The following is a 23,977-nucleotide window of genomic DNA, read 5'->3' on the forward strand; positions in this document are numbered from 1 at the left end:
CAATCGCGGCTGGACTTAACAGGCAGACGAATTATGTTTACAGGAATTGTTCAGGGCGTGGCCCGTATTGCAGATATCCGCGATGTGCCCGGTTTGCGCACTTTCCGCATCGCTTTTCCGGCTGGTTTTGCTGCCGGTCTGGAAATCGGTGCCAGCGTTGCGGTCGATGGTGTCTGCCTGACCGTCACAACCCTGCATGGTGACGATGCTGCCTCGTTTGATGTCATGCAGCAAACCCTGAATATCACCACGCTGGGCCAGTATCAGACTGGTCAGGAAGTGAATGTCGAACGTGCCGCGCGCGACGGTGCGGAAATCGGTGGTCATCCTTTGTCCGGCCATGTCGATTTTGCCGCCAGTGTGGCTGCGGTACGTGAACTGGAAAACAATTACGTACTGCGTATTGCCGTGCCGCAACAATGGTTGCCTTATCTGTTTGCGAAGGGCTATGTCGCGATCAATGGTGCCAGCCTGACAATCGCAGAAGTCAATGTGGCCGAAAGCTGGTTTGAAGTCTGGCTGATTCCGGAAACCCTGCGCATGACGGTCTTCCGTCATAAACAAGTCGGTGCTGCGCTGAACATAGAAATCGAACGCAGCACACAAGTCATTGTCGATACTGTACGCCGCCAGCTGGCCGATACACTGGCGCCTTTGCTGCCGGCACTGGAACAGGTATTGCAGCAACAGGGCGGTGCAGATGCTTTGCGCATACTGACCGGCAAACTGCGCTGATCCTCTGTCGAAAAATTCCCGGCTGGCGCTGAACACCATTGCGTGTCCGCCGGCCAACATATTGCTTGATACAAATTGTCAAATCAGCAGCGAAAACCTGCACAGTCTTACTTTCCGGAACTAGAATGAAACTGCCCTGATGCCGTCGCAATGTCGTGCATCCAGATCTGAGGAGTTTCCTATGCAATTCCTGCAAGCTGAAGAACCGTCTCTGCCACCGTGGAAAGTACTGGTGGTGGATGATGAGCCGGACGTCCACACCGTCACGCGGCTGACGCTCAGCCGTTTCCGGCTGGACGGCCGCAGCCTGCAATTTCTGAATGCCTACAGTGGTGCCGAAGCCCGCAAGATGCTCAGCGAACATCAGGATATCGCGCTGATCTTTCTCGATGTGGTGATGGAAACCGAAACCGCCGGACTGGATGTGGTGCGCTGGTTACGCGGTGAAATGGGCAATACCTTCACCCGCATCGTGTTACGTACCGGCCAGCCGGGGCAGGCGCCGGAAGAAAGTGTGATCGTTGAATACGATATCAATGATTACAAAGAAAAAACCGAACTAGACCGTAAAAAACTGTTCACCACCACCTTCGCCGCGCTGCGCGCTTACCGCGACATCATGGAAGTGGAACAGGCGCATCGTTTCCAGCTGTCTTACCGTGAAGGTCTGGAGCGTGTGATTGATGCCTCCGCCCATATTTTCCGACAGAGAAACTTACACGATTTTGCACAGGGCTTGCTGCAACAAGTCGTTGCACTGCTGCAGCTGGAACACAGTATGTTGCTGCGGGTACGCGGTGCCAGCGGTATTCAGGGCGCTGACCGCTATGAAATTCTGGCACGGCTTGGTGATGAAGAACAGGCGACCGAAGCATTTGATACGGTATTGCTGGAACAGTTGGACGCCACTTGCGTCAATAAAATATCCCATTTATACGGCGATACTTTCATCGGTTATTTCCCTAACCGCAGCGGTAAAACTTCGTTGCTGGTATTGCAGGGTGTGCATGATGTTTCGGAAATCGATGCGAAGCTGCTGGAAGTGTTTTCATCCGGCGTGGCGATTGCATTTGATAATATTTTATTGAATCAGGAAATTTCCGATACCCAGGGCGAACTGATTATGCGTCTGGGTGATGTGGTCGAATCACGTTCGCATGAAGCGGGCAACCATGTGCGTCGCATGTCAGAAATCAGCTATATGATTGCACTGCAATCCGGCATGGATCCGGAAGAAGCGATGATACTGCGACAGGCAGCGCCTATGCATGACATCGGAAAAATCGCCACGCCGGATGCGGTTTTGCTGAAACCGGGAAAACTGGATGCGGACGAATGGGAAATCATGAAACAGCATCCCGAAGTTGGCATGTCAATACTGGCCGGATCGCAACGCCCGATTTTAAAGGCTTCCGCCATCATTGCGCACCAGCATCACGAACGCTATGACGGACACGGTTATCCGCAAGGTCTGGCGGGCGAAGATATTCATCCGTTTGCACGGATTGTGGCGGTAGCGGATGTATTCGATGCGCTGATTCAGAAACGGGTCTACAAACCTGCATGGCCTGTCGATCAGGTGCTGCAGCACATGCAGTCAGCAGCCGGAGCACATCTTGATCCTTACTATGTCAATATATTAATTGAGAACGTCGATAAGGCGCTCGAAATCAACAGCCGTTATCCCGATTAATATTGACGTATTCAGATGCCGCTGCCAGCCAGTGATTTATGCGTTTTCGGGAACCGGATTTCATAGCGCAATCCCCGTCCCGCTTCGCTGTATGCTTTGATTTGTCCACCCAGTAAGCCGGTAACCAGGTTATACACAATGTGCGCACCCAGACCACTGCCGCCCTGCCCGCGTCGCGTTGTGAAAAACGGTTCAAACAAATGCTGTAAATTCTCAGCCGACATTCCGCAGCCATTATCTTCGTAGTCAAGAAACACCGTTTCCTGATCAAGTCTGACTTGTATCCGGATACTGGCTTCACTGATATTTTCCAGACCGTGTGTCAGCGAATTCATGACCAGATTCGTCAGTATCTGCGATACGGCACCCGGATACGTGTGTAACTGCAGATTTTCCGGGCAATTCAGCGCGATTTTTACCTGACGCAGTCGCAATTTTGGCTGCAGTGCGAGCAGGGTTTCATCCAGATAGCGCTTCAGATCAAAATGGCGTGCAGCATCATGCGACTGATCCACGGCAACTTGTTTAAAACTGCGTACCAGCGCTGCACCACGCTGACTGTTTGTGGTCAGTATCCGTAGTGATTCATCGCAGATATCGAAAAATTCTTCCAGCATTTTCTGGGTCAGTGTTCCCTGCTGCAAGGCCTGACGTGTCAGTTGCACTTCCTCAGCCAGATGACTGGTTGCCGTCACTACAATTCCCAGCGGCGTATTGATTTCATGCGCAACACCGGCCACCAGACGACCGAGCGAAGCCAGTTTTTCCTGATGTATCAGTTCAGATTGTGCTGTGGTCAGAGCTTGCAGGGTTTCTGTCAGTTCGCGGTTGGATTTTCCCAGTGCTTCACTGGCTTGCAAACGCGCCAGTGCCGCTGCCACATGGCTTGCGACAAAGCTCAGCAATTCCAGATCAGCATCGGTATAGCTGAGATCCGGATGATAGCTCTGGATGATAATCACACCGAATAAATGCTCATCAGCGAGTAATGGCGCGCCCATCCAGCTGTAGGCAGACAGATTACCGAGAATTTCAATTTCACCGCTGGCTGACATCCGTTCCAGCCGTTCGCGGCTGAACAATTGTGCCTGACGGGATTGCACCACATACGACGTCAGGCCGCGTCCGAGCGGAAAGCGGATACCTGTCTGGTCACCGTCAATTTCATCGACAAAATATGCGATGCGGAACTCGGATGTGGCAGGTTCAAATAAAGCCACCATGAAATTCGGTACCGGAATCAGCTGGCCGATAATCTGATGCAGACGCGCGAATTTGCGGTCACCGACGGAAGTGACGATGGATAATTCTGCGATCTGATACAGCACGCGCTGCAGGGTTTCGGCACGTTGTTTTTCTTCGATTTGCTGATGCAGGGCAGCGGTACGTTCGCGTACCAGATGTTCCAGCTGATCCACACTGCGCAGGCTTTGCAGGGTAGCGGAAACATGCGCTGCGATCAGGCCGAACAAAGCCTGATCTTCTTCGGTGTATAACTGGTCAGCGCGGTAACTCTGAATCACCATCGCACCGAATGCATTGCGGAACTGATCGAGTAAAGGATAACCAATCCAGTGTTCAGAACGGGTGCCGTAACCCCAGGCTTTGTGTGAATCCTGTTCCGCTGTCATCACCAGCGGTTTGCGGTTCAGAATGACTGATGCGGTCGGCGATTCTTCTGCTGACTGCAGTGTGAATCGTTTTTCCGGATCAAGTGGCACATCGACTTCGTCGACTTCATATACGAAACGGATGGTGTTATCCGCTGCATCGTACAGCGCTACATAAAAATTGGCCGCATACATGATGCGGCCAATGATCTGATGTACCTCGCGCAGAAAACCGGAAATATCGTTTCCACTGGCAGAGATTCTGCTGATTGCCAGTATCGCGTCCTGAACAGCTTCCAGTCTTTCCAGGCGGGCTTGCATGATCGTTTTATTTGATCGGCAGGCAGGTCGTGTTTTTGACCTCTTCCATCACTGCGTAGGTATGGGTTTCCCGCACACCGTTTAACTGCAGCAGAGATTTGCCGAGGAAATCACGGTAAGCATTCATGTCTTTGACACGGGCTTTGACCAGATAGTCAAAACCACCTGCCACCATATGACATTCCAGCACTTCCGGAATTGCCTGCACGCCACGGCGGAAAGCATCGAACACGTCCGGTGTGGTACGGTCTAATACCACTTCGATAAACACCAGCAGTGCCACATCCAGCAGATGCGGATTCAGTTGCGCGGTGTAACCGAGGATGTAACCGGCTTCCTGCAGTTTACGGACGCGCTCCAGACAAGCGGCCGGCGACAGGTTAACGCGGTTTGCCAGTTCGACGTTACTGATACGGCCGTCATTTTGTAATTCGGCCAGAATTCTTTTACTGATTTTGTCTAGCATAAGAAACGGTGAAGATGGATCGGATTGGTTTTTAATAATATTCGGCGATATTTTCTCACAAAAGACAAAATTTTGATATGTCCGAAGATTTCCAGAATTAATCCTTGACGAGCATCTATACAATGAAACGATATTCGTTTTTATGGTTAATTTAAAATGCCCACCAATTTGCCAGTCAATTCCCAGCCGTTTGCTGCGCTGCGCGCAGAACTGTTGTCTAGTCAGACTTCCCTGCGTCAGGCCATTACTGCTGCATACCGCCGCGATGAAGGCGATACGGTTAAATGGTTGTTATCTCAGGTAAATCCACATACCAGTTTGCAACCAGATGTTGAAAAACTGGCACACCGTCTGGTCAGCTCGGTACGTCAGCAACGTACCCGTGCTTCCGGCGTGGATGCGCTGATGCATGAATTCTCACTGTCTTCCGAAGAAGGCGTGGCGCTGATGTGTCTGGCGGAAGCGCTGTTGCGTATCCCGGACAGCCAGACCGCAGACCGCCTGATTGCTGACAAAATCAGCAAAGGTGACTGGGCAAAACATCTGGGCGAATCCCCTTCCCTGTTCGTCAATGCCGCGACCTGGGGTCTGCTGATTACCGGCAAGCTGGTCAGCTCTTCCAGCCAGAACGGTCTGGGCGCGGCGCTGACCCGTCTGATCGCCAAAGGCGGCGAACCGCTGATACGCAAAGGTGTGGATCTGGCGATGCGTATGCTGGGTAACCAGTTCGTGACCGGTCAGACGATTGAAGAAGCCTTGCGTAACAGCGTGGAAAATGAAAAACGCGGTTACCGTTACTCTTACGACATGCTCGGTGAAGCGGCGCTGACAGCCAAAGACGCCGAGTTCTATTACAAAGCCTACGAAACCGCGATCCACGCGATCGGTAAAGCTTCCGCTGGCCGTGGCATCAAAAACGGTCCCGGTATTTCCGTGAAACTGTCCGCGCTGCATCCGCGTTATTCGCGTGCACAGCACGAACGTACAATGACGGAACTGCTGCCGCTGCTGAAAAAACTGCTGGTGCTGGCGAAACAGTACAACATCGGTCTGAATATTGATGCGGAAGAAACCGACCGTCTGGAATTGTCGCTGGATCTGATGGAAGCGCTGGCCTTTGACGCGGATCTGAAAGGCTTTGAAGGCATCGGTTTCGTGGTACAGGCTTACCAGAAACGCTGCCCGTTCGTGATTGATTATCTGGTCGATCTGGCACGCCGCAGCGGCAGCAAATTCATGATCCGTCTGGTTAAAGGCGCTTACTGGGATGCGGAAATCAAACGTGCGCAGGTTGATGGCCAGACCGGCTTCCCTGTTTACACACGCAAGGTCTACACCGATTTGTCTTACCTGACCTGCGCTCAGAAACTGCTGGCTGCCACCGATGTGATTTATCCGCAGTTTGCAACGCATAACGCGATGACGCTGTCCACGATTTACACCTGGGCCAATGCCGCCGGTGTGACCGATTACGAATTCCAGTGTCTGCACGGCATGGGCGAAACTTTGTACGATCAGGTGGTCGGCAAAGACAATCTGAACAAACCTTGCCGCGTGTATGCACCGGTCGGTTCGCATCAGACTCTGCTCGCGTATCTGGTACGCCGCCTGCTGGAAAACGGCGCGAACTCTTCGTTCGTGAATCAGATCGTGGATGAAGCGGTACCGATCGAACAATTGCTGGCCGATCCGATCACCGTATCGCGTGAACTGGGCGGCAAAATGCATTCCGGTATTGCGATGCCGGTCGCGATGTTCGGTAAAGAACGTAAAAATTCCAAAGGTCTGGATTTATCGAATGAGCAAACGCTGGCAGAAATCACCGCGCATTTTGAAGCGGTGGCTGCCCAGTCTCAGCATGCCAAACCGCTGCTGCTGAACGCGGTCAGCGCAACGGCCAGCCGTCCGGTCAGCAATCCTGCCAATTTGTCGGATGTGGTTGGCAGCGTTACCGAAGCGGATGCGCAGGATGTACAACACGCCTTGCAGGCCGCTGCAGAACACGCGCCGGAATGGGCTGCTGTCGCACCGGCGCAGCGCGCTGCTGCTTTGTTTGCCGCTGCAGACCGTATGGAAGAACGCATGCTGGACTTTATGGCACTGGCGGTACGCGAAGCCGGTAAGAGTCTGCCGAACGCCATCGCTGAAGTCCGTGAAGCGATCGACTTCCTGCGTTATTACGCAGCGCAGGTCGAACATCAGGCACCGGTGCAGCCACTGGGCCCTGTGGTCTGTATCAGCCCGTGGAATTTCCCGCTGGCGATTTTCATCGGTGAAGTCAGTGCTGCACTGGCCGCCGGTAACGTTGTACTGGCCAAACCTGCTGAACAGACACCGCTGATCGCCTTCCGCGCTGTGGAACTGATGCACGAAGCCGGCATTCCGCGCGCGGCACTGCAATTCCTGCCGGGTACCGGTGAAGTGGTTGGTGCGCAACTGGTGGCAGATTCCCGCGTACGCGGCGTGATCTTCACCGGTTCTACCGAAGTCGCACAAATTATTAACCGCACGCTGGCACGCCGTTCTGTCGAAGAAGGTATCGACATTCCGCTGATTGCTGAAACCGGTGGTCAGAATGCGATGATCGTCGACAGCAGCGCCTTGCCGGAACAAGTCGTGAATGATGTGGTGTCATCCGCATTCGACAGCGCCGGTCAGCGTTGTTCCGCACTGCGTATTCTGTGTCTGCAGGAAGATATCGCCGACCGCACTATCGAAATGCTGCACGGTGCAATGAAAGAATTGCGCATCGGCGTGACCGACCGACTGGTCACCGACATCGGCCCGGTCATCGATGCGGAAGCGCAGCGTAATCTGCAGGCACATATTGATCAGATGCGCAGCAAAGCACGCAATTTCCACAGCCTGACGCTGGATGCACAATGCAGCAACGGTACTTTCGTGGCACCGACCGTCATGGAAATCAAAGACTTGTCCGAACTGAAAAAAGAAGTGTTCGGTCCGGTACTGCACATCCTGCGCTATCACCGCGACCAGCTCGGTTCCCTGATCGATCAGATCAACGGCACCGGTTTCGGCCTGACACTGGGCGTGCATTCCCGTATCGATGAAACCATCGACTTCATCGTCAATCGTGCGCATGTCGGCAATATCTACATCAACCGTAATATCGTCGGTGCAGTGGTCGGCGTGCAGCCGTTTGGTGGCGAAGGTAAATCCGGTACCGGCCCGAAAGCCGGTGGTCCGCTGTACCTGAAACGTCTGCAGCGTCAGCCGCAGATCGGCGTCGGCGGCAATACCGTGTTTGAACGTCAGACCCCGCAGGCACTGAACGCGCTGCTGGTCTGGGCTAAAGCACAGAAACTGCCGGTCGTGGCGCTGGGTGAGCAATACGCACATCACAGCCCGTATCAGGTCACCATGCTGTTGCCCGGCCCGACCGGCGAACGCAATACCCTGAGCTTCGTGCCACGTGGTCAGATTTTCTGCGCCGCCAGCAACACCAACACCCTGCTGAACCAGATCGCTGCTGTACTGGCGACCGGTAATCAGGCCGTGCTGCCACCGCAAACCGCCGCGCTGTTGCCAGCCAATCTGCCGGCAGAAGTGAAAGCGCAGATCGTACAGGCCGACGTTGCTCAGACCAGCGCACAAATCGCACTGGTCGCCAGCGACCTGCTGCGCCAGTACCGTCAGCCGTTTGCGGATAAAGACGGCGCGATTGTGTCCCTGATCGACACCAACGAGCAGGACAACATCCCGCTGTGGCGTCTGGTCGCGGAACGCGCACTGTGCGTCAACACCACCGCCGCCGGTGGTAACGCCAGCCTGATGGCAATGGCTGCCTGAGGCAGTTCAGCTTCAGCCCGAAAACGCCGGAGTGATCCGGCGTTTTTTTTATGTCCGCGCCCTCGCCGCTGTGAACTTTCATCCGGCGTATATCGATCAAGCCAAGCCCGCCAGCACCCGCCACGCATTACCAGCCGCCCGCACACCGCTGCTACAGTCCGTCCAGGCCCCGTTTTCAGTCAAAAAATACCCCCTGGGGTATCTAAAAAGCCCCAGCATTCATGCCGACTACCAGCCGGTTTTCGTAAAAACAGGGGGGAGTATCTGTTTTCAACCACAAAGTATCCAAATTCAGCGAAATAACGATGCTTAAAATGCATCAATGTTTCATGTGAAACATCGTGGGCAGTTTTTTACATTGTTAAAAAAGTTTACAATGTTTCTTTTTTGTAAAACTCATACTCAAGATGAATTCCCTGATCAAAACAGCAGTGTGCAGTGCAATAGCAGGTATGTTTCTGGCCGCGTGCGGTGGTGGCGGTGGCGGATCCGCAGACGCAGGAAACAGCGGCTCGGGTAGTGGCAGCGGAACGGGTGGCCCGGTGACACCACCGGTTGTTACTGCTCAGGCAGACATATTGATGGGTGAAACCGGAGGTGCTGCATATCTTGACGGACAAGGAGATATGGCTCGCTTCTTCTATCTGAAAGATATTACCGCTGACAGCAAAGGCAATATCTATGTTGCTGATGGAAGTACGATCCGGAAAATTACCGCTGACGGCGTGGTAACGACATTTGCAGGTAAGCCGGGGGAATACGGATATCAGGACGGTACTGGTGGTGATGCACGCTTTAAAGCAGCTTTCTCTGTAGTTGTGGACAGTCAGGATAATATTCTGGTCCACGACTTAGACTCTGTTCGTAAAATAACACCATCGGGTGTTGTGACAACACTGGCGAGTTTTAAAGAAACCGATCCGTTCAGTCCGTTTAACTTGTATTCCGAAGACGTGGATGCAAGACCTAAAAATATGGTGATTGACAGCAAGGATAATATTTATCTTGGTATTGAGCATCAGTTCCGGATTAAAAAAATCACACCAACAGGTGTCGTTTCTGATTTTGTTGTTCCGGTCGCCAGCATTGATGGCGTAAAAGCAGTCGAAACAGGGGGGCAATACTTTTATTATGTAGGTAAGTTATTAATGGATTCTAACGATAACCTGCATATTTTAGACTTAGGAAACGGCGCTGAAATTGTTGCTTCACCGACGGGAAACATGAAAATTGACAGCACGTTTTCCAAAAATTTGAGTGATCGCGATTTTGGATACCGTCATTACGATAAGTCAGGAAATCTGTTCAGAACTGATGCAGGCACGATCGTCCGTCACGACACAGATCATATAGTTCATTTTTACGCAGGCCATCCGGGAACCGGGCCTGCTTTAAATGGCTTCGGTACTGAGGCTGTATTGCAAGATCCGCGCGCAATGATCACTACACGGAAGGGGGAGCTGTATTTTATTGACGGAAATACAGTCCGAAAAGTAGACATTAAAGGAATGGTGACGACTATAGCAGGAAAGGATATCTATATTCCGCCCCCGTATATCAAACCCGAATCTGTTCTTCCTTTACTTCGGGTTACAGGAATAACCGCTGGTCCGAATCAGACGCTATATATAGCTGATGCCGGCATCGGTTACGAAAATATTCGTCAGTACAATCCAAAAGATAAAAACTTTAAAGAGATGTACAGCTCAAGGAACTGGTTAGCTCAAAACATGGATGCATCCACAACCAGGCCAATCATTGAAATGAGTGCAGATGGAGCTGGAAATTTATATATCGTTCAAAACAGAAAAAATAATATATATAAAATTGATAATAAAGGTACTACTACAACATTACCGATTAATAAGAGCCCGCCAGAATTTCCAGAAACAGTTTTGGATGTAACAGTTAGTAAAGAAGGAAAAGTATTTTATATTGATAACTATGCCGCTATCCGACAGTTAAATGCTGATGGAAGCTCAATCGATATTGCAGGAAATCATTTTGAGCTTGGTCAGAAGGATGGTTCCGGAATACAAGCACGTTTTAGCTATATAAGAGACTTTGCTATAGACTCAAAAGGCAGTTTCTATGTTCTTGAAGATAACGCGGGAACTATCCGAAAGGTTTCAAGTAACGGGCAAACCAGTCTGTACGCGGGCTCTTACACGAAAAAAGGCCATAAGGACGGTGCGCTGACAGATGCTGCCTTTCAGTGTCCTGCCAGTATTACAGTTGATGATCAGGACAATCTGTATGTCGCCGACACGTGTGATAACGCGATCCGTAAAATCAGTACAGACGGAAAAGTCAGCACGATTGAACCGCAATGGACGACGGCTTCCGGTTTGAAGTCTCGTGTGATTCCTGCACCGCGCCGTGTATTCTGGGTTAACGGCAAACTACATGTATTTGCAGGCGGGGATGCGCACGAAACCGGTGGTGTCATTTTCCAGATAACGCTGAACTGACTCCAGGCAACCCAATATATGCCCGTCATCCCCGGCGGGCGGTTACTTTACTCTCCCTTACCACCCCGCACTTTGCTGCGGGGTTTTTTATTCCCGGAGCGTCCAACGTCCTCATAACGCTCACTTTTGCTCGAAAAATACCCCAGGGGGTATCTGAAAACCCTCAGTATTCATGCCGACTACCAGCCGGTTTTCGTAAAAACAGGGGGGAGTATCTGTTTTCAACCACAAAGTATCCAAATGCAGTGAAATAACGATGCATAAAATGCATCAATGTTTCATGTGAAACATCGTGGGCAGTTTTTTACATTGTTAAAAAAGTTTACAATGTTTCTTTTTTGTAAAATTCATACTCAAGATGAATTCCCTGATCAAAACAGCAGTGTGCAGTGCAATAGCAGGTATGTTTCTGGCCGCGTGCGGTGGTGGCGGTGGCGGATCCGCAACTGATGCGGGTACGAGCGGCGGCAATACCGGTAATAACGCGGGTGGCAACAGCGGGCCGGTGACACCGCAATTATCGTTTAAAGCTGAGCTGCTGATTGGTGATCCCGGTGGTAATTCATATCTGGATGGTCAGGGCGATATGGCGCGTTTGTCAGAACCGCAAAGCATCGTCGCTGACAGCAAAGGAAATATTTTCGTGCTGGATTTGCTGAGTGTCAGAAAGATTACTCCCGACGGAAATGTCAGTATATTCGCAGGTGCGCCATATCACGGTATTTCTGCGGGCACGACTGGCGATGGTACCGGCACCTCAGCGCGTCTGGCATACGGCATGGCGATGACGATTGACAGCGCTGACAATATTTTTGTTGCCTCAGGTGCATCGATCAAGAAAATCACTAAAGACGGAGTCGTAACGACTTACGTCAGCTTGCCGGCTGGCTACCGTTATGTAAATGGTAGTCAGCAAGCTACGACTGCCGATATTGTCGCAGACAGTAAAGGCAACTTGTACTACTACGATGGGCAAAATCAGCAAATCAGCGTGATCAGCCCTGACGGAAAAACAGCTGCATACGTGAAAGCCGCTCAGCAGATTGATGGTCGTAATGCTCAACCCGGAACTTCATTTCTCGGCAATGTGACAGCACTGACGATTGACGGTGCAGACAATCTGTATGTCGCAGATAGTATTAATGGTGTTCTCATCGCTATTTCTCCGAATAAAGCGATGTCAATTCCGGATACACGGTTATCTGTAAAAAGTCAGATCGGGCCAGTTACGAGAATGACAGCAGACCAGAAAGGAAATCTCTATATTCCGGTTCGCAGCTCGATCAGTGTGTTCGATAAGAATGGTAATTTAAATCCTTACCTGGGTAATCCCGGATTTCCGGGCGATCTGAACGGTAAATTACTGTTTGCGCTGGCACGTAAAGTCGGTGCGCAGTTCTGGACGCAACAAGGTGAAATGGTTTTTATCGATGAGAACGTTGTTCGGAAAATTGACCGTGACGGTAACCTCAGTACGGTAGCAGGCAAAAATACCCTTCTGCCACAGAATGCCGTGAGTCAGGATAAATACATCAACATTATTCGTGATCTCGCTGTTGGCCCGGACCAGAAACTTTATGCGAGCGAAGGTTACACAATCCGTCAACTGAATCTGGCTGAAAAAACATTAACAGTGATTCCTGCACTGGCAAAGTTGAATCAGACGATTATCGCAACATCACTGTCATTTAATCCTGCAGGAAATCTTTGCTTCACTTATCCGGCGAAGAATCAGATTTTTGAAATTGATGCGTCCGGGGCGATGAAAATTATCGGGGGCTCCGGAACAGATTCGGGACAGAGTTCAGCATTTGGCAAAACCGTATCACCGCGTGTGATACGCCATATCAGCGATGGCAGGACGATTATCGTCGACAACAATATGCTGCGGCAGTTGAATGCGGATGGAAGTATTACAGACATCGCGGGTGCACTCAGCAATGATCCGGCAACGGACGGAGCAGCAACAACCGCTCGTTTCGTTAATATCAAAGGAATTTCATCAGACAGCAAAGGTAATATTTTTGTCGTCGAAAATAATCGTGGCGGACAAGTGCGTCAGACCCTGAAAGACGGAACGACACGTCTTTATGCAGGATCATTTACCGAGTGGGGAAATACTGATGGAATGCTGACTGAGGCACGTTTTATCTGCCCGTCAAGCGTGACCAGAGATGATAAAGAGAACCTGTATATCGCTGATTCATGCACGAATGCAATTCGCATGATTACAAAAGAAGGAAAAGCCTATACCTTAAAAGTGCAATGGGCTACGCCTGATGGCAAACAGTATCAGGTGCTGCCGGGACCATTTCATATCGTATGGAGTGCCGGAAAGCTTTATGTGTACGGTGACTCCAATAACAGCTTAAATGGCGCGTTGTTCCAGATCCCACTGAACTGATTCCGTTCAGGCTGACACTTGCCCGTCATCCCCGGCGGGCTGGTACTTTACTCTCCCTTACCACCCCGCACTTTGCTGCGGGGTTTTTTCTTCCCGAAGCATCCAACCTCCCCAAAACCCTCACTTTTGCCCGAAAAATACCCCCGGGGGTATTTCGTAAAGCCCAGCATTCATGCCGACGACAAGCTGATTTTCCTAAAAAACAGGGGGGGTATCTGTTTGTTTGCCGGAATGACGCTGATTTATTGTTGATATCTGTATGTTTGTGCACAGGGTGTGCGATGTGCCGCAGCGGACTATCTGGGCTGGTCGTGTACAGAAAAAAGCTGGAAATCCGGGTGCGGCTTACCATTCCATCGGCAGATTCCAGCCGCGACCGGCAATGTCGTGGCGGACGGTGGCGGCTTGTTGCAGATGGGTGCTCAGATCGCGGGCGGGCCAGCTTTCTTTCCAGCCCGGTGGATAAGTCAGACGATGTACACAATCGGGTTTGCGGGCGCGTACCGGCATGGTTGGTAAATACGCTGGAAACGGTAATGTTGCATCGCCGCTGCCGAGGCTGAATGCGTAATCGGGCAACAGTTGTTCACAGACTTGTGCAAACCACGCTGCGTAATCTTCATCACGACCGAGCGCCAGCGCCAGCCCTTCCGGATCGAAACGTGCAAGCGCATCAATCAGTTCTTCGGTGCCGGCGCCGGGTGCATCGCCCCAGCCCATGACGGGATTAAAGATGTAATCAGCGCCATTCCCGTACCAGCCATGCCGCAGCGGACGCTGCAGCCACTGGCGTGGTCCGGCAAACAGATGCCAGCGCCAGTGCAGGCCGGAGGCGACCGGAAAGCTGTACAGATACAGGCGCTGATATCCGGCGCTGTGCAGTGCGCGCACCATCGCCATCAGCCGCGCATGCGGCATACGCTCCGGTGGTTGCAGACGAAAGCGGATCGCTTCGCCATCCGCATGCTGTAACTGATCGGTGGATAAGTTCAGGTCCAGACAACGTTGTTCCGCACCAAAGCGTGCACTGACCCAGCCGGTCATCAGATTGACGGCGGTCAGCACACCAAATCCGCGGTGGCGGTGAAAAATAACGGTTCCGGGGGCAATCGGCTTCATGCTTGACTCAAAAAAAACCGCAGCGGTCGCCAAAACGACCGCTGCGTGGTGCCGTGGTCCGGAAAATGCCGCTTTCTGCGTTCTGAGACTGCGGGCCGGTACACTGGCGGGGCGCGTAGCGCCTGATCGGTACAGTGTAGCAGCTTTCGGCAAAAGCGCAGGCAGGCTACAATCAGCACCAATTTGCATGACTTTCGACTTATCCACAGACAGGACGATTATGAGCTTACGTATTCTCGCCACCGGCGGCACTTTTGACAAACACTACAATGAAATCGCAGGCAAACTGGATTTCGCCGAAAGCCATTTGCCGGAAGTGCTGCAACGTGCACGCCTGACCGTGCCGGCCACGCTGGAAGTCTGCATGCTGATCGATTCGCTGGAAATGGATGACAGCCACCGTCAGACAATACTGAAGGCTTGCCAGAATGCACCGGAAAAAGCGATCGTGATTATTCACGGCACCGATACCATGCGCGAAACTGCAGAAGTGCTGGGCGCGGCCAATCTGGATAAAACCATTGTGTTTACCGGTGCGATGATTCCTTACGAAGTAGCAGGTTCTGATGCATTCTTTAACCTCGGCTTTGCCTGCGCTGCAGCGCAATTATTGCCGCCGGGTTGTCATGTCGCAATGAATGGCAAGATCTTTCCGTGGCATGATGTGAAAAAAGACCGTCAGGCTGGTGTATTTATTAATAAATAAATTGGTATCAATCAAAAGGAGAAACGGATGAAATCGCTGCTGGCTGCCCTGTTACTCAGCTGCTGCACACTGGTGCAGGCGGCGGAAGTCCGTTTCGATAATTTTTATTTTTATCAGTCTGAAGCCGTGATGACTAAAAAAGGTATCACGGTGGATAATCTGGGCCGGTATTCACGCGGCGTGCAAAGTGCAGTCTATAAAGCACTGAAAAGCGCCAAGCTTTCACCGAGCGCAGGTTATCTGGTGATTGCGATCCGCTCGGATGGCGATGTCGCCACCTGGCTGGATATGAAACCGACGGTGCACGAATACTACGATAACCAGATCTACGAAACCGTACGCCGTCTGCAACCACCGCTGATCAAAGAAGGTATTTTTGTATTCGCGATCAAAATGGCGATCGATACGCCGGTACACACCAAAAAAGCTGTACCGAATCCGCCGGGCTTTGATGAAGCGCGTAAAAAACTGGCAGATCCGAACAGCATAGAGCATCTGGTGCTGTCACTGTGGCCTGAATAAGTGGCCTGAGTAAGTGGCCAGAATAAATCCGGATTTATCCACACGGCGCTGAACACATCAGCGCCAGATCTCAGGGCCAGACCAGCGGTTCGCTGCAGTTATCCACCAGTGTTTGCTGCGTGCGCGTATCGTTCGCGACATATACCTGATTCGTTGCGGACGCCGGTAATACTTCACCGCTGGCACATTGCGCGCTCTGCCCCGGCCCGATCACTACCCGCACACCTGGTTTCAGGGTACAGGTTGCCGCCGCATTCAGCGGGCTCCACTCCGGACAAATCGCATTCTCCGCTGCATATTGAGCCCTCGGCCCCACCGGCACCTGCAAAGACCACCAGCGGCCGTATAAAGAAGCAGGTTGCGCAGCGTTGTATACACGGAACAGGCGTACCGGTTTGTCCACTTCAAATACACTGGCAGTGCATAAACTGCCTTTACCGGGTTCGCCGAGTGCTGCTTTCAGCAATGCATCATCCTGTACTTCGCGCATGCCATCCGGCGTGCTGATGACTTGCCCGTTGCATTGTTGTGCGATGGCCGGTATCGCACAGAGGCTCAGCAAACTGAGTAAAACCGTACAACCGAAGCGGCTTGTTTTTTGAGAGATTCTGAGCATGGGAATAAAAGAATATCTATATATTTAAATAATTAAGAGACAATAACACTGAACGTAAAAAAGGTGTGCATTAAGCACACCTTTTTACTGTCTGCGCTGCGGCTTACAACACCGCAGACCACACACACGCTGCGGGCGATTTCAGTCTTTGCGGCGCAGGCGGAACCCGAAAAATTCGCTCGCACCCTGATCGTTATCGCTGATCAGCGCACCGCGCACTTCATGCTCATCTGCTTTCTGGAAAGCAATCGATTCGATTTTGGTCAGCACCGGTTTGCCGTTCACCATCACCGGCATGGCGCTGCGGCTCAGATCCAGTGTCTGGCCTTCACGTAACTGATGCAGCGGAATGACGCCGACAAAGCTGCCGAGAATCGCCCCATCGCCATACGCATCACCGGTGGCTTCCACTGAAGCGGTGTATACCAGTGCGCGTGCTTCAGGCCAGTAATCGGCGCCGGATAAGCCGGCTTCAAATTTGTCGATAACAGGCAGTTTCACATCGAATTTTTTGACTTCGGCAACCTGGGTGACTTTACCCGCCAGATAGTCAGACATATCGGATAATCTGACGCGGAAAATCATATTGGTCGCAGAGTTACCCCGGTTCAGAAAGTACATATACTGATGGTCAACCGTCAGGCCTTCGATATTGATGGTCTGCGTTGGCGTCAGGCCGCCCGCCACAAAAAACTGTTTGTACAAATTTGTCAGGCGGAATTCGATTTTCTGTTTTCCGTCATACGACAGCAGGTAGCCGTATTCGCGCAGATCCGGTTTGCTGCCGGAACCGATCACCATGCTCCACAATTGCTTGTTCCAGACCAGCGGCGTCATCGCTTCAAAATCCGGTTTGATCTTTTTATCGATGCGGCCCTGCGCATTCACCGGATAGTCTTTGATGAGGGTCTTTTTAACGACCTGAAATCTCGCATCCACTTCAAACAGATACGGTGAATCATCACCGACGACCAGATAGTGCTGTTGAAAAGTCGGACTCATGCCGGAGCCGGACGGAATGGCGGTATTCAGCACCGGTGGATGTACCTGCAATTGATAAGACGGGCCGGCGGCAAGCGCCAGTCCGCTGAAGGCGAGACTGATCAGTCCTGTGAGTAACTTCATGTTTTTCCTCGTGGTCAAAATCGCAGTGCTGCTCCGGTGTGTATTGCCGGAGATTACCGCTGTCATGATGCAGTCCCGTGCGTTTGCCGGACTGCGCTGGTACGGTCTGGCGGATAGCTGCCGTGTTAAGGGGCCGCTGCATCGAGCTTGAGTTTCAGATCAAGCTTGCTGAAGCGGGCAATCAGGTTGTCGTAAGCTTTTTTACGCTCCTCTGCGGAGCGGCTGCTGTCCAGTTCATTGGTACGCAGCAAATGGAACAGTTCCAGATCAGCAATCGGAATCAGTTGTGCATTGGTGGAACTGCGAAAGCCAGACCAGCCGGATAATTCATCCAGTATGCGTGCCTGACGCGGATTATTTTTACCGAACTGAATAAAAAATTTCTCAATTTTATTTTTTATATTTTCAGGGAGATCGTTGCGCAGAATGACGGGATCGTTCGGCAGTACAGGTGATTTCCAGATGACTTTGATCTTACGTGCATCCAGCGGCCGCTCTGTCTGCATCTTATCTATGAATTCACTGCTGTTGGTGGCGACATCGGATTCGCTCTTCAGAACAGCATCAAAATTTTTCTGATGATTACCCGTGGCAACCGTTTTAAACAATTGCTGCGGCGAGGTTTTGTTTTTGGAGAACACATGGAATGCCGGCACCAGCGTACCGGAGGTTGATTTCGGATCGCCATTCATAAAGCGATACTGACCGCGCTGCACCAGTAAATCCGGCAGGCTGTTCAGCGGACTGTCAGCACGTGTAATCAGTACCGAGTGATAACCGCGTTCACCGTTCTTTTTCACAACTTGTGCAAAGACTTTGCATACGCCGGTTTCAACCAGTTCCAGCGACAGCTTATTTCCCATCGAAATCTGTGCTTTCCCCTGCCGCATTGCTTCGACCAGTTCGCTGTGTTTTTCAGAAACCAGTGCTTGCACCGGTACGCCAATGCGTTGCGACATTTCCTGCAAAAACGGTTCCCAGTCACGTTTAACCTGATCGGGATTACCTGCAGCGATAATCGCAAAGGTTAGTGTGGAGGATTCGCTGGCGAAAGCTGGAAAACACAAGGAAGACAGTGCAACAGCACAGAGGTGGCGGCGTAACCGGTTCATATCAGTCAGATTTCAGGTGGCAGACGACACGTTGTGTATAAGACCTGAGTCATGCACAACACGAGGTGCTTAAATTTAAAATACTGATGATATATTTAAAGATTGATGAAAGACATGTCCCCGAAGGAATCCCCTAAGTTGCGGTGGATTGCCTTGTTTGTCTTTATGTTTTGTGCACAGGAATGTTGTTATCCACAAACGTGCTACGCACCCGGGATTGCCGTGAATTATTTCTGTTGATTTTTTTTCTGGTAACGCCCGAGTGTCAGAAAATTCAGTACCGGCATCAGCAAAAATGCTGCGCAGAAAATTTCCATGACCCAGAACAGCCAGTGATCAGCACCACTCTCCGCAAACCGTAATCCGGTCTGGGCAGCCATCAGAAAACCGGCGGCCAGACTCATGGTTTCCAGCCACACAACCAGCGGAGCGCCGGCAGCGATTGCCCCCTGTTTTAAATCCAGTGTGGTGGTTTTGCGGACGGTGTATATGCGCCAGCCAATGTAGGCAAACTGGGCGAAAGATGCCAGCGTATAAACCCCGGCCCATTGCTCCGGTTCATCCTGCATCGCCAGAAAGAAAAAGACCGCCAGCAAGCCGGAATTCGCTCCCAGCAGCCATGGCAGCCAGCGCTGGTAATGCAGCCAGTCAACCACGCGGATATAACGCCGTGCAGGAGAAATCAAAAACGGAAAAAACGGGTTAATCCCCGCGCCCTGCCGGGTCAGAATCAAAACCATAAACAAACCTTTATTTCCTGAACAGCGAATGCTGCAGTCGCAGTCAGCGCAACATCCAATCTGTGATGTGGTGACTCTGCATACCAGTATAGCGGTTTTCCGGTATGCCTGTTCCGCCCTACCCGTCCGACATGCGCTGCTAACTGAGGCATAATGACAGGCAATCGGCCCGTTGCACCGTGCGCGGGTGACTGTTGAAGGAGAGTAAGCAATGTCGTATCAGCCAGCGATTCTGCAGGCCATTCCTGCCCACGCCAGTTATCTGACCTGGACGATCCGTTCCGGTACAGATCATTCAACCCTGCAGCAAACGGTACGCGCACTGTCTGCGCTGACCGATGGCGTACGCATCGTCACCGGTATCGGCGCATCCCTGGCGCAGGCGCTGGCGTTGCCGGTCAGCGGATTGCAGGAATTTACAGCGCCGGCAGGCAGTCTGGTAACGATACCTGCCGCACCGGCGGCATTATGGATCTGGTTGCGTGAAGATGAGCGTGGTGCGCTGGTGCATCAGCAATTGCGTATTGCCGCTGTGCTTGCGCCCGCATTTGAATTGCAGCATCAGGTCAGCGCTTTCAGGTACGCAGAAGGCCGTGATTTATCCGGTTATGAAGACGGAACCGAAAATCCGCAGGATGATGAGGCGCTGGCGGTGGCAGTCACGGAAGCCGGTGGCAGCTTTGTGGCGGTTCAGCAATGGCAGCATGATTTCGCTGCGCTGGCAGCAATGGCGCAACCGGCGAAAGATCACGCGATTGGTCGTCGTCTTTCCGATAATGAAGAACTGGACGATGCGCCTGAATCAGCACATGTGAAACGTACTGCACAGGAAGATTTTGAGCCGCCGGCATTTATGCTGCGCCGTTCTATGCCGTGGTCAGAAGGCATGCAAGGCGGTTTGTATTTTGTAGCGTTTGCGCGCAGCTATCAGGCATTTGAAGCGCAGTTGTGCCGTATGTCCGGTGCGGAAGATGGCATCACCGATGCATTATTCCGCTTCAGCCAGCCGCTGAACACAGCGTATTTCTGGTGTCCGCCACTGGGCTGGACAGTCTGAAAATCATTGTGCCGGCAAATGCCGGCACAAATCGTCATTCCTGAGAAAGCGCCGCTGTGCGGCGTTCACGTACCAGCTTTTCAAATTCCGGCAATGGTAAAGGGCGCGAGAACAAATATCCCTGAAATGCATTGCAGTGATGTGACATCAGGAATTCGCGCTGCGCATCGGTTTCCACTCCTTCCGCAATCACATCCAGTCCCAGATTCACACCCAGAGAAATGATCGCACGCACGATGGTTGCGTCATTTTCATCTTCACTGAGGTCACGTACAAACGACTGGTCGATTTTTAACTGCGTCAGCGGCAGTTTTTGCAGATAAGCCAGCGACGAGTAGCCGGTGCCAAAGTCATCCATTGAGAAACCGACACCCAGAGCGCGCAAGTCGCGCATGGTACGGATCGTGGTATCCACATCATCCAGCACCGTGCTTTCGGTCAGTTCGATTTTCAGGCGGTCCGGCGGGAAAGCGTATTGCTGAATCATTGAGCGTACCTGTTCCACAAAATCAGACTGGCGGAACTGGCGCGCACTGACGTTAACCGCCAGCGTCAGATCAGCGGTCAGCGGATCATGCTGCCACTGCTGTAACTGAGCACAAGCGGTTTCCAGCACCCAGCGACCGATAGGAATAATCAGACCAGCCTCTTCGGCAACCGGAATAAATTCGCCCGGCGAAATGAAACCACGATCCGGGTGGAACCAGCGCAGCAAAGCTTCTGCGCCGAGTAAGCCACCGGCGGCATTCACCTGCACCTGATAGTAAAGCTGGAACTGGTCCTGACTCAGCGCTACACGCAGATTCGATTCAAGCAGCATGCGTACCAGCAAAATGGCTTGCATTGCAGGATCAAAAAAGCGCACTGCATTTTTACCGGCAGTTTTGGCTTCATACATTGCCGTATCTGCGCGTTTAAACAAATCTTTGACGGTGATGTCCCGATCATTGAACAGACAGACGCCGATACTGCAGGATGCATGATGTTCAAAATCTGTGAACTGGAAAGGCTGATTCAGCACGCTGCGGATTTTTTCTGAAATCCGGTCAGTTTGCTGCACAGCTTCTTCTCTTTCTTCACTGAGGCTTTCCAGCACCACCACAAATTCATCGCCGCCCAGACGTGCAACGGTATCGCTGTCACGTACCGATTCACGCAGGCGACGCGCGGCTTCAATCAGCAGCAAATCACCGGCATCATGGCCACGCGTATCGTTCAGGGTTTTGAAATTATCCAGATCAATAAACAAAACAGCGCTGTGTTCGTGGCTGCGCTGATGCTGGCGCAGTAAATGATCCAGACGGTCGGTCAGCAAACGACGGTTTGGCAGTTGGGTCAGCGAATCATAAAAAGCCAGATTCCGGATTTCCGCTTCATAACCTTTGTGTTTGCTGATATCCGTGAACGAACCGACATAGTGGCTGAGGCGGCCATGATGGTCATGCAGCGCCGTCAGCGTGATCATGACCGGGAAACGGTCACCGTGGCAGCGGGTATGCCACAACTCGCCATGCCAGAAATGCTGGGTGGCCAGCGTTTGCAATAGCTCCGGCAAAATCTCATCAGACTGTGCACCGGTTTCCAGCAACGGTGATTTTTCACCGATCAGATCTGCGGGCGTAAAGCCGGTGATACGGCTGAACGCATGATTAATCCGCAGAATACGCCAGTCCGGTCCCATCACAAAAATCGCTTCCTGTGATTCAAAGGTGCAGGCTGCAATCATCAGATCGCTTTCTGCCTGTTTGCGGTCGGTGATATCGGTGATGAAACAATGCCAGAGCATGGCGCCGTCTTCTTCGGGTTCCGGTAAACCATCCATATACAGCCAGCGTTCGCTGCCATCTTTTCGGAAATACCGGAATTCACATTGCCATGGTGTCAGATGGCGCGTGGCTTCACGCAGCAAGGCGCGGCCTGCTTCAAAATCTTCGGGATGGGCGCGCGCCAGCAGGCGAGTGCCGTCATGCTGCACTTCTTCATAACTGAGCTCAAACATGTCCTGCAATGCGTCGCTGGCGTACGGAACCGTAATGCGCTGATCAGCGTGAATGCGGCACTGTATCGCCAGCCCCGGTAAGCGCGAGGCCAGTTTTTGCAGGCGGTTATACGCTTCATGCATTTGCTGGCTGAGGGCCTGATGTTCTTTGCGCAGTGCGGTAGTGATCAGGCTGATCATGGTCAGCATAAAGATAAAGCCCCAGCGCGTCAGCAAACTGATGCTGGTGTATTTTTCAAATACGCCGCTGCCGATGGATGATGCATAGGTTGCAGCGATTACCACCAGCAGATTCAGGCTTGCCGTCACCGGTACTTCAAACCGCATTGCCGGCCAGATCATCAGACCGAGCAGCAGGAAGGGTAAATGTAATTCCGGAAACGGGGAAAAGAATACAGCCCAGCAGGCGACGGCCATTACCATCGTCAGAATCAGTAATTCCTGTTTCTGATGACGTAAGCCGTCCAGCGCATGGCGGTTCATGGTCAGGAACACCGGTGCCGTCAGCATTGCGCCCAGTGCATCGCCACCCCACCAGACCAGTAAGGCAGACCACGGCGGCGCTTCCAGTCCGTTACCTGCGTGCCACATGGTGCCGGTGATGGCAGAGATTGCTGAACCGGCAGCAGCGCCTGCCATCAGGGTCAGTACCTGACGCCGGTTTTCCAGTGCCGGATCAAAACCGTAATGCTTCAGCAAACGGCAGCCCAGCCAGGGCCCCAGCGTACTGCCGGTGGTCAGTACCAGCACCGCCAGCAGATCGTGGCTGAATGTCAGATTCAGTATCAGGCCACCTGTGAAGATGGCAGGCAGCATTGCGCCACCCCAGCGCAACAGTGCGCCGAACGCGATACCTACCGGCAGCCAGATCAGGCTGATACCGGAGTTTTGAAACGGTACAGAGAAACTGTACAAGCCAGACAGCACATATAAGCCTGTCACCAGCAATAGCCGTCCGGCCAGAGAGCCGGGCTGACTGGTGGCAGGAAACATGCGCCGGAAAAAATTCAGCATGGATGTTCCTGTCAAAATGAACCAGACCTCAGACGTGCATAACGGTCTCCGGGTTCCGCCAGACCTTCAGAAAACGTAAACAGTCGGCTGGTTTTTGCGCATTATGCGGCATTCCGCTGAGAGGAGACAGAGGATTACAGCACCCTGAAGAAATTTCATGACGTATGCACCGCCTTGCCTGAGTCCGGAGTAATACGTGAAATGTATCTGCGTATGATAGAGCAGAGATATGACAGCGCAACTAGAACTCATTTCATAAATACCCGCGAGATGCGTTTGTCTCATAGCGCGGGCTGGCAAGGGTGCAGCAGGGAATTCATGCAGCAAAGCTGCATGCCTGCGTAACGATGTGCGCTTACCAGCGCACATGCGCCCTGCAAGGGGACAAGGCAGTGAATAGCGGTGCTATTCACAACGCGTCCAACGCTGTCCAGCGTGCGCTATGAGGCAAACCCTC

The 23,977-nt window shown here is 52.1% G+C and carries 16 protein-coding genes; 8 read left to right on the top strand and 8 right to left on the bottom strand.

The genetic code is table 11. The features are described from left to right. Positions 1–33 precede the first annotated feature (33 nt). Complete coding sequence (locus KDM89_RS15125; protein WP_212688755.1) at positions 34–735, top strand: riboflavin synthase subunit alpha; 702 nt, start codon at positions 34–36, stop codon at positions 733–735. 181 nt (positions 736–916) lie between these two features. Beyond that, positions 917–2,428: an HD domain-containing phosphohydrolase gene (locus KDM89_RS15130; protein ID WP_212688756.1), complete on the top strand. Its 1,512-nt coding sequence runs from the start codon at positions 917–919 to the stop codon at positions 2,426–2,428. An 11-nt stretch (positions 2,429–2,439) separates the two neighbouring features. Here KDM89_RS15130 and KDM89_RS15135 read toward each other — a convergent pair whose 3' ends face one another. Both KDM89_RS15135 and KDM89_RS15140 read right to left on the bottom strand, forming a co-directional pair. After that, positions 2,440–4,359 carry an ATP-binding protein gene (locus KDM89_RS15135; protein WP_212688757.1) on the bottom strand — a complete coding sequence of 640 codons (1,920 nt, stop codon included), beginning with the start codon at positions 4,357–4,359 and terminating at the stop codon, positions 2,440–2,442. Positions 4,360–4,366: 7 nt separating this feature from the next. Next, the gene (locus KDM89_RS15140) at positions 4,367–4,825 is read right to left on the bottom strand and encodes an Lrp/AsnC ligand binding domain-containing protein (RefSeq protein ID WP_189356690.1); all 459 of its coding nucleotides are present in this window, start codon (positions 4,823–4,825) and stop codon (positions 4,367–4,369) included. 156 nt (positions 4,826–4,981) lie between these two features. Between KDM89_RS15140 and putA the strand changes: the two genes are divergently transcribed. From putA to KDM89_RS15155, 3 genes are all read left to right on the top strand, one after another. Then, entirely contained in the window at positions 4,982–8,635 is a 3,654-nt protein-coding gene (gene putA / locus KDM89_RS15145; protein ID WP_212688758.1) for a trifunctional transcriptional regulator/proline dehydrogenase/L-glutamate gamma-semialdehyde dehydrogenase, read from the top strand. A 407-nt stretch (positions 8,636–9,042) separates the two neighbouring features. Continuing rightward, positions 9,043–11,106, top strand: a complete 2,064-nt coding sequence (locus KDM89_RS15150) for an NHL domain-containing protein (RefSeq protein WP_212688759.1) — start codon at positions 9,043–9,045, stop codon at positions 11,104–11,106. Between the two features lie 403 nt (positions 11,107–11,509). Then, on the top strand, positions 11,510–13,510 hold the full coding sequence (locus KDM89_RS15155; RefSeq protein WP_212688760.1) for an NHL repeat-containing protein: 2,001 nt from the start codon (positions 11,510–11,512) through the stop codon (positions 13,508–13,510). 345 nt (positions 13,511–13,855) lie between these two features. On the opposite strand, the gene KDM89_RS15160 is transcribed toward KDM89_RS15155, so the two are convergent. Further along, the gene (locus KDM89_RS15160) at positions 13,856–14,629 is read right to left on the bottom strand and encodes an L-asparaginase (RefSeq protein WP_230427896.1); all 774 of its coding nucleotides are present in this window, start codon (positions 14,627–14,629) and stop codon (positions 13,856–13,858) included. Positions 14,630–14,849: 220 nt separating this feature from the next. On the opposite strand from KDM89_RS15160, the gene KDM89_RS15165 reads away from it, so the two are divergent. Both KDM89_RS15165 and KDM89_RS15170 read left to right on the top strand, forming a co-directional pair. Then, a complete protein-coding gene (locus tag KDM89_RS15165; RefSeq protein ID WP_212688761.1) occupies positions 14,850–15,335 on the top strand; it encodes an asparaginase domain-containing protein in 486 nt (161 codons plus the stop codon). A 27-nt stretch (positions 15,336–15,362) separates the two neighbouring features. Then, the gene (locus KDM89_RS15170) at positions 15,363–15,857 is read left to right on the top strand and encodes a hypothetical protein (protein ID WP_212688762.1); all 495 of its coding nucleotides are present in this window, start codon (positions 15,363–15,365) and stop codon (positions 15,855–15,857) included. 70 nt (positions 15,858–15,927) lie between these two features. On the opposite strand, the gene KDM89_RS15175 is transcribed toward KDM89_RS15170, so the two are convergent. The 4 genes from KDM89_RS15175 to KDM89_RS15190 form a co-directional block, all read right to left on the bottom strand. After that, the gene (locus KDM89_RS15175; RefSeq protein WP_212688763.1) at positions 15,928–16,419 is read right to left on the bottom strand and encodes a hypothetical protein; all 492 of its coding nucleotides are present in this window, start codon (positions 16,417–16,419) and stop codon (positions 15,928–15,930) included. 195 nt (positions 16,420–16,614) lie between these two features. Continuing rightward, entirely contained in the window at positions 16,615–17,598 is a 984-nt protein-coding gene (locus KDM89_RS15180; protein WP_212688764.1) for a DUF6929 family protein, read from the bottom strand. A 125-nt stretch (positions 17,599–17,723) separates the two neighbouring features. Beyond that, a complete protein-coding gene (gene phnD / locus KDM89_RS15185) occupies positions 17,724–18,710 on the bottom strand; it encodes a phosphate/phosphite/phosphonate ABC transporter substrate-binding protein (RefSeq protein ID WP_212688765.1) in 987 nt (328 codons plus the stop codon). Between the two features lie 227 nt (positions 18,711–18,937). After that, entirely contained in the window at positions 18,938–19,450 is a 513-nt protein-coding gene (locus KDM89_RS15190; protein ID WP_212688766.1) for a hypothetical protein, read from the bottom strand. Between the two features lie 211 nt (positions 19,451–19,661). On the opposite strand from KDM89_RS15190, the gene KDM89_RS15195 reads away from it, so the two are divergent. Beyond that, the gene (locus KDM89_RS15195; RefSeq protein WP_212688767.1) at positions 19,662–20,507 is read left to right on the top strand and encodes a Dyp-type peroxidase; all 846 of its coding nucleotides are present in this window, start codon (positions 19,662–19,664) and stop codon (positions 20,505–20,507) included. Positions 20,508–20,541: 34 nt separating this feature from the next. Here the strand turns inward: KDM89_RS15195 and KDM89_RS15200 are convergent, their stop codons facing one another. Next, positions 20,542–23,520 (bottom strand): bifunctional diguanylate cyclase/phosphodiesterase, encoded by a 2,979-nt coding sequence (locus KDM89_RS15200; protein WP_212688768.1) that lies wholly within the window; start codon positions 23,518–23,520, stop codon positions 20,542–20,544. Between the last annotated feature and the right edge of the window lie 457 nt (positions 23,521–23,977).

The organism is Cognatundibacterium luofuense (genome assembly GCF_018139685.1).
GTDB lineage: Bacteria > Pseudomonadota > Gammaproteobacteria > Burkholderiales > Burkholderiaceae_D > Undibacterium > Undibacterium luofuense.

Bases quoted from the DNA above. Each gene is read 5' to 3' on its own strand.
- KDM89_RS15195 (WP_212688767.1), top strand. From the start codon at position 19,662: ATGTCGTATCAGCCAGCGATTCTGCAGGCCATTCCTGCCCACGCCAGT.
- KDM89_RS15180 (WP_212688764.1), bottom strand. From the start codon at position 17,598: ATGAAGTTACTCACAGGACTGATCAGTCTCGCCTTCAGCGGACTGGCG.
- KDM89_RS15150 (WP_212688759.1), top strand. From the start codon at position 9,043: ATGAATTCCCTGATCAAAACAGCAGTGTGCAGTGCAATAGCAGGTATG.
- KDM89_RS15165 (WP_212688761.1), top strand. From the start codon at position 14,850: ATGAGCTTACGTATTCTCGCCACCGGCGGCACTTTTGACAAACACTAC.
- phnD (WP_212688765.1), bottom strand. From the start codon at position 18,710: ATGAACCGGTTACGCCGCCACCTCTGTGCTGTTGCACTGTCTTCCTTG.
- KDM89_RS15200 (WP_212688768.1), bottom strand. From the start codon at position 23,520: ATGCTGAATTTTTTCCGGCGCATGTTTCCTGCCACCAGTCAGCCCGGC.
- KDM89_RS15125 (WP_212688755.1), top strand. From the start codon at position 34: ATGTTTACAGGAATTGTTCAGGGCGTGGCCCGTATTGCAGATATCCGC.
- KDM89_RS15130 (WP_212688756.1), top strand. From the start codon at position 917: ATGCAATTCCTGCAAGCTGAAGAACCGTCTCTGCCACCGTGGAAAGTA.
- KDM89_RS15155 (WP_212688760.1), top strand. From the start codon at position 11,510: ATGTTTCTGGCCGCGTGCGGTGGTGGCGGTGGCGGATCCGCAACTGAT.
- putA (WP_212688758.1), top strand. From the start codon at position 4,982: ATGCCCACCAATTTGCCAGTCAATTCCCAGCCGTTTGCTGCGCTGCGC.
- KDM89_RS15160 (WP_230427896.1), bottom strand. From the start codon at position 14,629: ATGAAGCCGATTGCCCCCGGAACCGTTATTTTTCACCGCCACCGCGGA.
- KDM89_RS15190 (WP_212688766.1), bottom strand. From the start codon at position 19,450: ATGGTTTTGATTCTGACCCGGCAGGGCGCGGGGATTAACCCGTTTTTT.
- KDM89_RS15135 (WP_212688757.1), bottom strand. From the start codon at position 4,359: ATGCAAGCCCGCCTGGAAAGACTGGAAGCTGTTCAGGACGCGATACTG.
- KDM89_RS15140 (WP_189356690.1), bottom strand. From the start codon at position 4,825: ATGCTAGACAAAATCAGTAAAAGAATTCTGGCCGAATTACAAAATGAC.
- KDM89_RS15170 (WP_212688762.1), top strand. From the start codon at position 15,363: ATGAAATCGCTGCTGGCTGCCCTGTTACTCAGCTGCTGCACACTGGTG.